General features: G+C 73.1%; 13 protein-coding genes. 5 read left to right on the top strand and 8 right to left on the bottom strand.

The genetic code is table 11. The features are described from left to right. Nucleotides 1–145: 145 nt before the first annotated feature. The 3 genes from ACFW5B_RS19320 (at nucleotide 146) to ACFW5B_RS19330 (ending at nucleotide 3094) form a co-directional block, all read left to right on the top strand. Nucleotides 146–2011, top strand: a complete 1866-nt coding sequence (locus ACFW5B_RS19320) for an FAD-dependent monooxygenase (RefSeq protein WP_386440552.1) — start codon at nucleotides 146–148, stop codon at nucleotides 2009–2011. 157 nt (nucleotides 2012–2168) lie between these two features. Further along, the gene (locus ACFW5B_RS19325; RefSeq protein ID WP_386440555.1) at nucleotides 2169–2711 is read left to right on the top strand and encodes a cysteine dioxygenase; all 543 of its coding nucleotides are present in this window, start codon (nucleotides 2169–2171) and stop codon (nucleotides 2709–2711) included. Continuing rightward, entirely contained in the window at nucleotides 2708–3094 is a 387-nt protein-coding gene (locus ACFW5B_RS19330) for a rhodanese-like domain-containing protein (protein ID WP_386440558.1), read from the top strand. Before ACFW5B_RS19325 ends, ACFW5B_RS19330 begins: the two co-directional genes overlap by 4 nt. Before the next feature lie 15 nt (nucleotides 3095–3109). Here the strand turns inward: ACFW5B_RS19330 and recX are convergent, their stop codons facing one another. From recX to ACFW5B_RS19345, 3 genes are all read right to left on the bottom strand, one after another. Beyond that, the gene (gene recX, locus ACFW5B_RS19335) at nucleotides 3110–3766 is read right to left on the bottom strand and encodes a recombination regulator RecX (protein WP_386440560.1); all 657 of its coding nucleotides are present in this window, start codon (nucleotides 3764–3766) and stop codon (nucleotides 3110–3112) included. Between the two features lie 6 nt (nucleotides 3767–3772). Then, on the bottom strand, nucleotides 3773–4894 hold the full coding sequence (gene recA / locus ACFW5B_RS19340; protein WP_386440562.1) for a recombinase RecA: 1122 nt from the start codon (nucleotides 4892–4894) through the stop codon (nucleotides 3773–3775). Between the two features lie 324 nt (nucleotides 4895–5218). Then, nucleotides 5219–5722 (bottom strand): MarR family winged helix-turn-helix transcriptional regulator, encoded by a 504-nt coding sequence (locus ACFW5B_RS19345; RefSeq protein ID WP_386440565.1) that lies wholly within the window; start codon nucleotides 5720–5722, stop codon nucleotides 5219–5221. Nucleotides 5723–5825: 103 nt separating this feature from the next. Here ACFW5B_RS19345 and ACFW5B_RS19350 point away from each other — a divergent pair, with 103 nt between their 5' ends. After that, nucleotides 5826–6200 carry a DoxX family protein gene (locus ACFW5B_RS19350; RefSeq protein WP_386440567.1) on the top strand — a complete coding sequence of 125 codons (375 nt, stop codon included), beginning with the start codon at nucleotides 5826–5828 and terminating at the stop codon, nucleotides 6198–6200. A 104-nt stretch (nucleotides 6201–6304) separates the two neighbouring features. On the opposite strand, the gene ACFW5B_RS19355 is transcribed toward ACFW5B_RS19350, so the two are convergent. Together ACFW5B_RS19355 and ACFW5B_RS19360 are read right to left on the bottom strand one after the other, a co-directional pair. After that, the gene (locus ACFW5B_RS19355) at nucleotides 6305–7477 is read right to left on the bottom strand and encodes an AI-2E family transporter (protein WP_386440628.1); all 1173 of its coding nucleotides are present in this window, start codon (nucleotides 7475–7477) and stop codon (nucleotides 6305–6307) included. A gap of 182 nt (nucleotides 7478–7659) precedes the next feature. Next, nucleotides 7660–7854, bottom strand: a complete 195-nt coding sequence (locus ACFW5B_RS19360; RefSeq protein WP_386440570.1) for a DUF3046 domain-containing protein — start codon at nucleotides 7852–7854, stop codon at nucleotides 7660–7662. Between the two features lie 77 nt (nucleotides 7855–7931). Between ACFW5B_RS19360 and ACFW5B_RS19365 the strand changes: the two genes are divergently transcribed. Continuing rightward, nucleotides 7932–8852: a hypothetical protein gene (locus ACFW5B_RS19365; RefSeq protein WP_386440572.1), complete on the top strand. Its 921-nt coding sequence runs from the start codon at nucleotides 7932–7934 to the stop codon at nucleotides 8850–8852. Nucleotides 8853–8869: 17 nt separating this feature from the next. Here ACFW5B_RS19365 and ACFW5B_RS19370 read toward each other — a convergent pair whose 3' ends face one another. The 3 genes from ACFW5B_RS19370 to ACFW5B_RS19380 form a co-directional block, all read right to left on the bottom strand. Next, a complete protein-coding gene (locus ACFW5B_RS19370; RefSeq protein WP_386440575.1) occupies nucleotides 8870–9178 on the bottom strand; it encodes an AzlD domain-containing protein in 309 nt (102 codons plus the stop codon). Further along, nucleotides 9175–10041, bottom strand: a complete 867-nt coding sequence (locus tag ACFW5B_RS19375; RefSeq protein ID WP_386440578.1) for an AzlC family ABC transporter permease — start codon at nucleotides 10039–10041, stop codon at nucleotides 9175–9177. The genes ACFW5B_RS19370 and ACFW5B_RS19375 overlap by 4 nt, the downstream gene beginning before the upstream one ends. 113 nt (nucleotides 10042–10154) lie before the next feature. Then, nucleotides 10155–11036 carry an AraC family transcriptional regulator gene (locus ACFW5B_RS19380; protein ID WP_386440581.1) on the bottom strand — a complete coding sequence of 294 codons (882 nt, stop codon included), beginning with the start codon at nucleotides 11034–11036 and terminating at the stop codon, nucleotides 10155–10157. Between the last annotated feature and the right edge of the window lie 97 nt (nucleotides 11037–11133).

The following is an 11133-nucleotide window of genomic DNA, read 5'->3' on the forward strand; positions in this document are numbered from 1 at the left end:
GGAGGCGGTGGCACCCTCGCCACCGCCTCCGTCACTTGACGCGAGCGGTCGCAGTGGGTTGCATACGCTGTGTGATCACGCACCGGGCTCCAACTGCCAGTTCCCGCATGTCCCGTACGTACCAGCGGCCCCGGGGAGCTGCGCCGTGGACCCGGTGATCATCGTCGGGGCCGGCCCGGTCGGCCTCTCCCTCTCCCTGGCCCTCGCCCGCCTCGGCGTCCCCACCGTCGTCCTCGACGAGACCACCGGCCAGGAGGACGCCCGGCCCGCCCGCAGCGTCGTACTCCGCCCGGACACCGCCGCCTTCGTCGCCCGGCTCGGCTGCGCCGGCGCCCTGGAGCGCGACGGCACCCACTGGACGGCCTGGCGCACGATGCGCCGCCGGCGCCTGCGGGAACGGGTCGCCTTCGCCCCGCGCACCCCGGACGGCGCGGCCGCCCCCGCCACCGCGTCCCCGGTTCATCTCCCGCAGCACGCGCTCACCCGCGCCCTGCGCGCCGCACTCGCCGACGAGAAGCTCGCCGAGGTCGTCACCGACAGCCGGCTGACGGATCTGGAGCAGGACGAACACGGCATCAGCGCCCACACCCGCGGCCCCAACGGGACGTGGTGGCGCGGGAGTTACCTCATCGGCTGCGACGGCCCGCGGTCCACCGTCCGCAAGCTGCTGGACGTCCGCTTCCCGGGACGTACGGCCGTCGAGCGGCATGCGGTGGCCGCGCTGCGCTGCGAGCTGCCCTGGCCCGGCGAGGCCCTGCTGCACCGCTCTCCGCCGCGGCAGGGCGGCGGGCCGGGCAGCGAGGTCTCCGCCCGCCCGCTGGCCGACCATGTCTGGCGGCTGGACTGGCTGCTGCCGCCGGGGCGCGAACTGGTCACCCCGGACGCCCTGGTCGCCCGGATCCGCGACTCGCTGGCCGGCTGGACCACCGAGTCCCCGGCGGGCCCGGCCGACGAGACCGGCGCGGAGGGCGACGGCGCGCTCCCACGGGGGCGCGGCCACGGACGGACCGTCCCGCCGTACGAACTCCTCGACACCGGCGTGCACACCGTTCACCACCGGCTGGCCCGGGACTGGCGCCGGGGCCGCGCCTTCCTCGCCGGGGACGCCGCACATCTGCTGGGCGCGCTCGGCACCCAGGGCCTGGACGAGGGCCTGCGGGATGCCGAGAACCTCGCCTGGAAGCTGGGTCTGGCCTGGCATCACGGCGCCTCCGAGGTGCTGCTCGACAGCTACGAGGCCGAGCGCCGGGGTGCGGTCGCGGCCCGGCTGCGCGCCGCGGACCAGGCGCTGCCGCTGCTGCGGGACGGCCGCGCGGTCCGCTGGCGGACGGTGCTGCCGGGCGCGGCGCGCGGCCGCAGCACCCTGCTGACCGACGGCCACCTGGGCCGCGGCCCGCTCGGCGCACCGCCGGTCTACTCCCGCAGCCCGCTGGGGCCGCCCGACGGGCAGACCGGCGGCCTCCTCGTCGAGACACCGCCCGGGGCGCCGGTCGTGGACGTGGCGGTGACCGCGTCGGACGGCGCGGTGGTGCGGCTGCGCGACCGGCTGGGGCGCGGCCTGCTGGTGGTGCTGGTGGCACCCGGCACCGGCGTCTGGGACCGCCGGCACTGGCAGTCCGCGGGCCTGATGCCCCGGCTGGCCGACGCGGTCGAGGCACTGCCCATGGACGCCGAGATCCTGGTGGCCGAGGCCTATCCGGGCGCGTCCGCACACACCGTGCTGCTGGTACGGCCGGACGGCCATCTGGTCACCGCGCTGTCCGGCGTCCGCCCGGCCGAGATGGCGGCGTGCGCGAACGCGGTACGGGGCGAGGCACCCGGGCCGGTGACCGGGACCGGGCGGGGCGGGCGGTCCGGGCGGGACGGAGGGGCCGCGGGGATCGGGGACGACGGGATGTCCGGTGGCGACGGGGCAGCCGGCCCGGCGTCCGGGCGGGACGGAGGCGGGGAGGGGGAGGCTTCCGTGGTTGACCCTGCGCGAAGCCCCGTGCTTGACTCCGAGGATGACTGAGCACGGCTCGCGATTCTGGCGGAGGGTCCATCTCGACCTGGTCCGCCACGCGGGCTGCAGGTGTCGTCCTTCCTGTTGATCCGCAGTTCCTTCCCCGCGCGGCCGCCTGCCTCTGCCCGGCAGCCGCGCCTCTTCGCGATCACTCAGGACGGTTTCCGTGCCCGACGTACGTACCCCTGCGCGCCCGCCCGCCACCGGCCATGACGGTGGGCCCAGCGCCTCCGAACTCCTCGGCTTCGCCCACCGGGCCGCCACCGACCCGGTCCTCGTCGCGTCGCTCCCGCTCGACCCCGAAGGCCGCACCTGGATCCGGCTGGACGGGCCGGGCGGCGCCGAGGCCTGGCTGATCGGCTGGCCACCCGGCACCGGCACCGGCTGGCACGACCACGGCGGCTCGCGCGGCGCCTTCGCGGCGGCCGCGGGCGAGCTGACGGAACAGTCGCTCGCCGCCGCGCTGCCCACCGAGGGCTGGAAGACCCTGGAACTCGCCGACGACGTGGACCGCGAGCGCCGGCTGCGCGACGGGCGCGGCCGGGCGTTCGGCCCGCACCATGTGCACCAGGTGCTCAACCTCTCCGCGGACACCCACGCGGTGTCGGTGCACGCCTACTACCCGCCGCTGCCCCTGATGCGCCGCTACAGCCGCACCGGACCGGTACTGCGGCTCGAAGCGGTGGAGCGGCCGGAGGAATGGGCATGAGCGCGATCGACACACTGCTGGCGCGGGCCCGGCACGAACTGGGGCACCGGGTCGGTCCCCAGGAAGCCGCCGCGCTTCAGGCGGCGGGCGGGCTGCTGGTGGACATCCGCTATGCGGAGCTGCGGGAGCGCGACGGCACCATCCCCGGCGCGCTGATCGTCGAGCGCAACGAGCTGGAGTGGCGGCTCGACCCGACCGGCGAACACCGCGCCCCGGAAGCGACCCACCACGATCTGCCGGTCGTGGTCATCTGCAACGAGGGCTACGCCTCCACCCTCGCCGCCCTCTCCCTCCGCCGACTGGGCCTCCACCACGCAACCGACCTCACCGGCGGCTTCCAGGCCTGGCGGCGGGCGGGGTTGGGGGTGGATAGGGGGCGGTGAGGTCCGGGGGCGCTGTCACATATCCAGCAGACCGTGCTGGTCCAGTAGCTCCGGATCCTCGCCTTCCTCCTCCAACGCCTGTTTGACGACGCGGAGGGCCAGGCCCTCCGGGTATCCCTTGCGGGCCAGCATTCCGGCCAGGCGGCGCAGGCGCTTTTCGCGGTCCAGGCCTCTGGTGGTGCGCAGCTTGCGGTCGACCAACTCGCGGGCGGTGGACTCCTCCTGCTCGGAGTCGAGGCGGCCGACGGCCACATCGATGAGGGCGGAGTCCACACCCTTGGTGCGGAGTTCGCGGGCCAGGGCGCGGCGGGCCAGGCCGCGCCCGTGGTGGCGGGACTCCACCCAGGCGTCGGCGAAGGCCGCGTCGTCGATCAGGCCGACGTCCTCGAAGCGGGACAGCACTTCTTCCGCGGCTTCCTCGGGAATGCCCCGCTGACGCAGGGCGTCCCCGAGCTGCTTGCGCGTACGCGGGCTCCCGGTGAGCAGGCGCAGACAAATGGCCCGCGCCTGCTCCTCGGGTGTGCGCGGTGGCCCCGACTCGGCCCTCGACGAGGAGGGGCCACCGCTGTCCTCACGGCCACGACGGCCCCGGCGGCCGCTACGGGTCTCGGCGTCGCCGGCAGCGCTCTGCGTCTCGTCCGCGCTGCCCGGCCATTCCGTTCGCCGTGTCATGGCGGGCTAGCTCTTGGCCGCAGCGGCCTTGGAACCCTTGGCGCCCTTGGCCGCCGGCGCCGGAGCAGCAGCCACCGGTCCGGCCTCCGCCACCGCGGCGTCCGCGCCGGGCTCCGCCGCCTGGTCCGCCGGCTTCACGCCGATACCGAGCTTCTCCTTGATCTTCTTCTCGATCTCGTTGGCCAGATCCGGGTTGTCCTTGAGGAAGTTGCGGGCGTTCTCCTTGCCCTGCCCGAGCTGGTCGCCCTCGTAGGTGTACCAGGCGCCGGACTTGCGGATGAAGCCGTGCTCCACACCCATGTCGATCAGACCGCCCTCGCGGCTGATGCCCTGGCCGTAGAGGATGTCGAACTCGGCCTGCTTGAACGGCGGGGAGACCTTGTTCTTGACGACCTTGACGCGGGTGCGGTTGCCGACCGCTTCCGTGCCGTCCTTGAGGGTTTCGATGCGGCGGATGTCGAGGCGCACCGAGGCGTAGAACTTCAGCGCGCGGCCACCGGTCGTGGTCTCCGGCGAGCCGAACATCACACCGATCTTCTCGCGGAGCTGGTTGATGAAGATCGCGGTGGTCTTGGACTGGTTGAGCGCGCTGGTGATCTTACGGAGCGCCTGGCTCATCAGCCGGGCCTGGAGGCCGACGTGGGAGTCGCCCATCTCGCCCTCGATCTCGGCCCGCGGCACCAGGGCGGCGACGGAGTCGATCACGATGAGGTCGAGCGCGCCGGAGCGGACCAGCATGTCCGTGATCTCCAGTGCCTGCTCGCCGTTGTCCGGCTGGGACAGGATCAGGGAGTCGGTGTCCACGCCGAGCTTCTTGGCGTACTCGGGGTCGAGCGCGTGCTCGGCGTCGATGAACGCGACGGAGCCGCCGGCCTTCTGGGCATTGGCGACCGCGTGCAGGGTCAGGGTCGTCTTACCGGAGGACTCCGGGCCGTAGACCTCGATGACGCGGCCGCGGGGGAGACCACCGACGCCGAGGGCGACGTCGAGGGCGGTGGATCCGGTGGGGATGACCTCGACGGGCTCCTTCGACCGCTCCCCCATGCGCATCACGGCGCCCTTGCCGAATTGCCGTTCAATCTGTGCGAGCGCGGCGTCCAGCGCCTTCTCGCGGTCAGTGCCTGCCATGGGTTCCACCCGATTTGCTTGAGTCGATCGCTTCACGTCCATGACGCTAACGCCTGCCACTGACAATGCGCCCGGACCCGGCTCCGGCCTGTGGATAACTCCGCGAAAACCCCAAGAGCAGAGGCCGGATCTCCCATGAGAATGGATGTTCGATTTCAGTGTCAAGCGCCCCCGCCGCGCATCGCCACGGCACACAAGACGGACTTCCCCAGGTGGCTCGCGACCGGGCCCCAGCCACCCCTCCCGCACCCGCTGGAGGGCCTGGCGATCTCGCCCACCGGAGGCGACCGGGGCACCTGAGGCGCCGGGAGCAAAGCGTTGAGGTCAGCGACGCTCCGGCCAGGCAACGCCGGAGTCCCCCACAAGATCGGGGTCCATCACACGGAGGATCCGCAGGGAGATCAGACGCAGCTGCTCGATCTGCTCGGGCTCCAGGGAGTCCACGACGAGTGACCGCACGTGCCGGACGTGGCCCGGCGCGCTGTCGGCCAGCTTCCGGTAACCCTCCTCGGTGAGGAGGGCGTTGGTGTAGCGACCGTCGACGGGGCAGGGCTCCCGGCGTACGTAGCCGTACCCCTCCAGGCGCTTGACGACGTGCGACAGGCGCGAGAGCGAGCCGTTGGCGAGGACGGCGAGCTCGCTCATCCGCAGCGTGCGCGCCGGTGCCTCGGAGAGGCCGGCGAGCACGAGGTACTCGAACTGGTTCAGGCCGGCATCGTTCCGGAGCTGGGCATCCAGGGCTGCGGGCAGCTTGATGAGCATCGCACTGAACACCTTCCAGGCATCCAGCTCGGATGCGTTCAGCCAGCGCGGCTCGTCCTCACTCATACCCACGATCCTACGCGGTCACTTGACGCTTCAAGTGACGGACCCTACTTTAGTTGAACCTTCAACTCAGTCGCCTCTGTGTGACCCCTGTGATCGGAACTTCATGAACACCTTCCTCTGGGTCCTCACCGGACTCCTCGCCCTCCTGTTCCTCGCCGCCGGCGCGGCCAAGCTGCTCCAGCCCAAGGAGAAGGTCGTCGCGACCTCGGGCGCCTGGGCGGCCGACCACTCACCCGGCGCGATCAAGACGATCGGCCTGCTGGAGATCCTCGGTGCCCTCGGCCTCGTCCTGCCCGCCGTCGTCGGTACCGCCGTCGCCCTGGTGCCTGCCGCGGCCACCGGGCTCGGGCTCCTCATGATCGGCGCCGGCGCCGTGCACGCCCGGCGCGGTGAGGGCCGGAACGTCGCGGTGAACGCCCTCCTGCTGGTCATCGCGGCGGCCGTGGCCTGGGCGCGCTTCGGGCCGTACGCCCTCTGACGGCGCGCGCTGCACTCCCCCGTTTCCGCTCGCACCCGCCCGTCATCACACCGGTGGTCAACCACCCGGTACGCGGCGGTGCGCCGGAGCGCCGCCGCGTTCCGTCAGCGGGCGTCCTGGTCCTCCGCCGGGGCGTCGTCCGCCGTCCGGTCCTTCAGTGGAGCCGTCGGCTGCGCGTCGTGGAGGTTCCGCCGCATGCGGGCCAGGGCCAGGACACCGCGCCCGCTCCGGCCGTGGACCCGCAGGTCGTCGGGGACCTCGTACCGCTTCACGTACGCCCCGAGGAAGGCCTGCAGGGTCGCCGTCGCCGGGATGGCGATCAGCGCGCCCACCGCGCCCATCAGCGCCGTGCCGGCGACTACCGAGCCGAAGGCGACGGCGGGGTGGATGTCCACCGTCTTGGCGGTGATCCGCGGCTGGAGGAGGTAGTTCTCGAACTGCTGGTAGATCACGACGAACCCGAAGACCCACAGGGCGTACCAAGGGTCGACGGTGAACGCGATCAGGATGGGCAGGGCACCCGCCAAGTAGGTCCCTATGGTCGGGATGAACTGGGAGACCAGGCCCACCCACATGCCCAGTGCCGGGGCGTACGGCACGCCCAGGATCTGCAGCAGTACGTAGTGCGCCATGCCGGAGATCAGCGCCATCAGGCCGCGCGAGTAGAGGTAGCCGCCCGTCTTGGCGACCGCGATCTCCCAGGCGCGCAGTACCTCGGCCTGGCGGTGCGGCGGCAGTACGGAGCACAGGGCGCGGCGCAGCCGGGGGCCGTCGGCCGCGAAGTAGAACGAGAACAGTGCCACCGTCAGCAGGTTGAACAGGCTGCCCAGCACCGTCGCGGAGACGGCCAGCACGTTGTTGGCGCTGTCCGTGACGTACTTCTGCAGCCAGTCCGACTTGAGCAGGTTGTTCTGCACCTCGACCCGCGAGAGGTGGGTGTGCAGGGTGTTGTTGATCCAGCTGATCAAGGAGTCCAGATACTGCGGGAACTCCTCGACCATGTTGGTTATCTGGCCGGCGAGCATGGAGCCCAGCAGTGCGAAGAATCCGGCCGCGACGACGAGGATGGCCACGAAGACGAGCCCGGTGGCCATGCCGCGCCGCATGCCCCGGGCGGCCATCCAGTCGACGGCCGGTTCGACGGCGAGCGCGAGGAAGAACGCGATCAGCACGTTCAGCAGCAGGCTGATCAGCTGGTGGAACCCCCAGGTGGCGAGCTGGAAGCAGGCCACCAGGGCGAGCGCGAGCACCATGGCGCGCGGCAGCCAGCGCGGCATCCGCGCATCGGGCCGGTCCTCGGGGCCTGGGACGTCGTTGCTGGTGATCTCATCTGACACGGGCACGGAGCCAAGTGTCGCGTACGCCGGTGACACTCCGGGTCCGGGTCCGTGCCCCGGTCCGTGACACCCGGCCGTCGGGCCGCCGTCCGTCCAGGTCAGAGCCCTGCGAACGGCTCCGTTCAGCGTTTGTCGGGCGGTACATCCATGGCCGAGCAGACCACTCGCCATACCTCTTTGGCGCTCCATCCCGCGTCCAGCGCCTCATGGACGGTCCGGCCGCCGAGGCCGGACATCACATGATCGCGCGCGAAGGAGTCGGCATACGCCGCACCGAAGTGATCCGCCATCCGCTGCCAGAAGACCGTCAACCGCATGCCCTCAGTATCCCGCCCTGGGAGGGCAGCGGACGCGAGCCGGTGCCACCGGGAGAAAACGGCCCTACGGTCAGCGCATGGCCGAAAACGTAAGCTCACTTTCGACTCCTCTGGCGCGTGCCGAGCGATTCGTCTGGCTGACCGCCCGGGTACTCGAGCAGCGGCTCTTCGAGTACCACTTCCTGGGCGGCGGGGCCGACCCCGTGGAGACCGCGCTCGCCGCGTACCGCAACGATGACGACGGCTTCGGCCACGCCCTGGAGCCGGATCTCCGAGGCCCGGTCAGCCAGCCGCTGCACACCGCGCACGCCCTGAAGGTCCTCGATCTGATCGGGCGGTGCGACGGCCGCCAGGTGGAGCGGATCTGCCGCTATCTGACGAAGATCTCCACCCCGGAGGGCGCGCTGCCCGCGCTGCACCCCTCACAGCGCGGCTATCCGGCCGCGCCCTGGATCCCGGTCGTCGACGATCCACCGAGCGCCCTCCTGGCCACCGGTCCGGTGGTGGGTGTCCTGCACCGCAACGAGGTCTGGCACGCCTGGCTGTTCCGGGCGACGGACTACTGCTGGGCGGCCGTGGAGTCGATGGAGGACACCCACCCGTACGAGGTCGAGGCGGCGGTGGCCTTCCTGGACGGCGCCCCGGACCGGCCGCGGGCCGCCGCGGCGGCGCAGCGGCTCGGCCGGCTCGTACGGGACCGCCGTCTGGTGCTGCTGGCCCCGGAGCAGGCCGCGGACGTCCCGGTGGCGCCGGGGTACGCCCCCGGGGAACACCACCTGGCGTACGACTTCGCGCCCGCGCCCGGCTCGCTGGCCCGCGACTGGTTCACCGACGCGGAGATGGAGCGGGCGCTGGACCACCTCGTCACGCTCCAGGCGGAGGACGGCGGCTGGCCGGTCAACTGGAGGGTGTGGGCGCCCGGCACGGCGCTGGAGAGCCGCCCGATGGTGACGCTCAAGGCGCTGCGGACCCTCCGGGCCTACGGGCGTTCCCTCTAGGGCGGCCGCCCCGAAGCTCACCCCCCGAGGGCCCGCACTCCCGCGGTGACCACTACAGCGACGCCGATGACCAGGAGGAACGGCGCCCGCAGGACGAGCGCGACGGCCGCGGCGGCCACCCCTGCGGCCCTGGCGTCGAGCATCAGGTGGTGGCCGTCGCTGAAGGTCTGCTGGGCGGTGAGCGCGGCCAGCAGGGCCACCGGCAGCAGCGCGGCCAGCCGCTTGACGAGCGGGCGCTCCAGGAGACCGGCGGGCGCCGCCAGACCGAGGTACTTCACCAGGTAGCAGCCGACGGCGGTGACGGCGATCGCGATCCAGGCGCTCATGCCCGGTCCTCCTCGGTGGCGGTGCGGCGTCCGGGGGTTCCGTCCGGGAGCGCGGGCGGCCCTGCGGCGCCCTCCGGGACGGCGGCCTGCTCCGGCACCGTCCCGGCTTCCGCCGCCCGCCCGCGGCGCCCCTGTACGGCGAGCACCGCGGGTGCGGCGAGCGCCGAGACCAGTACCGGTACGCCGGTGGGCAGCAGCGGCAGCGTCACCATGACCAGCACCACGGCGAGACCGGCCGCGACCCGTTCCTCGGTCTCCTTGAGCATCGGCGCGAGCAGTGCCAGAAAGACGGCGGGGCCGGCCGCGTCCAGGCCCCAGGCCTCGGTGTCACCGAGCGCCGCGGCGCCCAGGGCACCGACGAGGGTGGTGAGGTTCCACAGGGCGTAGAGGGTCAGCCCCGTGACGGTGAAGCCCAGACGGGCGGTGCGCCGGTCGCGCTGGGCCAGGGCGACGGCCGAGGTCTCGTCGATGACCCAGTGGGCGGCGAAGGGCTTGACGGTGGCCCGGTACCCGAGGACCGCGGACAGTCGCAGCCCGTAGAAGGCGTTGCGGACGCCCAGGAAGAACGCGCCGGCCGCGGCGGTGAGCGGGTTGCCGCCCGCCGCCAGCGCGCCCACCAGGGCGAACTGTGAGGCGCCGGTGAACACCAGCAGGCTGAGCGCGCAGGTCTGGAGGAGGCTGAGCCCCACGCCGGCCGACGTCACGCCGAAGGCGAATCCGGAAAGGCCGACGGCGACGCCGACGCCGAGCGCGTCCCTGATGACGGCGGCGTCGGACGTCGCGGGTGGAACGGGTGCTGCGGGCGGAGCGGACGGCGGTGGCGCGGCCCGCTCCGTGGTGGGTATCGATGTCTGTTCTGCCACGTCCCGGACCGTACGGTCCGGGGCCCTCGCGGGTCTTGTACGTTCTTGCGCCCGGTGCCTGCGGCCCGTACCGGGCACGCGTGCCGGACGCCGCGAGCCCGCGGAGAGGCGCCCTAAGAGTGCCGCTCCCGCCGGTACGCGCCGGGCGGTACACCGACGATCCGGGTGAAGTGCCGGTTCAGGTGCGGCTGGTCGCTGAAGCCGACGGCGACGGCCGTGTCGGAGGGGGTGCGGCCGGCCTCCAGGAGTGTGCGGGCCCGGCGCACCCGGGCGTCGGTGAGCCAGGTGTGCGGCGGCATGCCGTAGGCCTCCTTGAAGGCCCGCAGCAGTGCGAACGGGCCGGTACCGAGTTCCTGTGCCAGCCGCTCCAGGGAGGGCGGGTCGGTCATCCGCTCCTCCAGGACTGCGCGGGCGCGGGCGGCGGTGCGGGCGCCCGCCGTGCGGGGCGTACGCACCGGGAGCGGGCCTCCGTAGTGGCGCAGCAGCCGGGCCACGACGATCCGCAGCAGGCTGTCGGCGGCCAGCGCGTTGCCGGTCTCGGCGGCCCGGTGGATTTCGGTGATCAGGCGGCCGAGCTGCGGGTTGTCGGCGGTCGTCCGGTCGAACCCGGGGGTGCCGCGCAGCGTCGTGGTCTCCTCGGCGATCTCCGCGACGACCTCGTGGGAGGGGTAGAGCGTGGCGTAGGTCCAGCCCTCCGGGGCGCCCGCGCGGGCGGTGTGCGCGACCTCCGGGTTGATCATGATGATGCCGCCGTGGCCGGCCCGGACGGTGCCCTGCCGGAGCCCGACCTCCTCGATGCCGGAGGTCACCGCGCAGACCACATAGCCGTCGTGGGCGTGGCGGGGGAAGGAGTGCCGGACGTAGCGGGCGCGCAGCAGGTCGAGGCCGGGCAGCCCGTCGTAGCGCCAGTGGCGCGCCCATTCGCCGCGCGCCCGCGGCACGGCGGCCGCGCCGGGCCCGCCGTCGGCCGCGCTCTCCCCGCCGAACATGACCATGCCGCCATTCTGCGTCCGCCGCGCGGCCGCGGGCCCGTGCGTCCGAGGCGTGGACGGCCGGGGAGGCCCGGCGGCGGGCGGCGCGCGGGGACCGCGT

The sequence above is a fragment of the Streptomyces sp. NPDC058773 genome (assembly GCF_042746015.1).
GTDB lineage: Bacteria > Actinomycetota > Actinomycetes > Streptomycetales > Streptomycetaceae > Streptomyces.

Coding starts and splice junctions, on each gene's coding strand:
- ACFW5B_RS19350 (WP_386440567.1), top strand. CDS start 5,826: ATGAACACCTTCCTCTGGGTCCTCACCGGACTCCTCGCCCTCCTGTTC.
- ACFW5B_RS19360 (WP_386440570.1), bottom strand. CDS start 7,854: ATGCGGTTGACGGTCTTCTGGCAGCGGATGGCGGATCACTTCGGTGCG.
- ACFW5B_RS19370 (WP_386440575.1), bottom strand. CDS start 9,178: ATGAGCGCCTGGATCGCGATCGCCGTCACCGCCGTCGGCTGCTACCTG.
- ACFW5B_RS19345 (WP_386440565.1), bottom strand. CDS start 5,722: ATGAGTGAGGACGAGCCGCGCTGGCTGAACGCATCCGAGCTGGATGCC.
- ACFW5B_RS19365 (WP_386440572.1), top strand. CDS start 7,932: ATGGCCGAAAACGTAAGCTCACTTTCGACTCCTCTGGCGCGTGCCGAG.
- ACFW5B_RS19330 (WP_386440558.1), top strand. CDS start 2,708: ATGAGCGCGATCGACACACTGCTGGCGCGGGCCCGGCACGAACTGGGG.
- recX (WP_386440560.1), bottom strand. CDS start 3,766: ATGACACGGCGAACGGAATGGCCGGGCAGCGCGGACGAGACGCAGAGC.
- ACFW5B_RS19355 (WP_386440628.1), bottom strand. CDS start 7,477: ATGCCGCGCTGGCTGCCGCGCGCCATGGTGCTCGCGCTCGCCCTGGTG.
- recA (WP_386440562.1), bottom strand. CDS start 4,894: ATGGCAGGCACTGACCGCGAGAAGGCGCTGGACGCCGCGCTCGCACAG.
- ACFW5B_RS19380 (WP_386440581.1), bottom strand. CDS start 11,036: ATGGTCATGTTCGGCGGGGAGAGCGCGGCCGACGGCGGGCCCGGCGCG.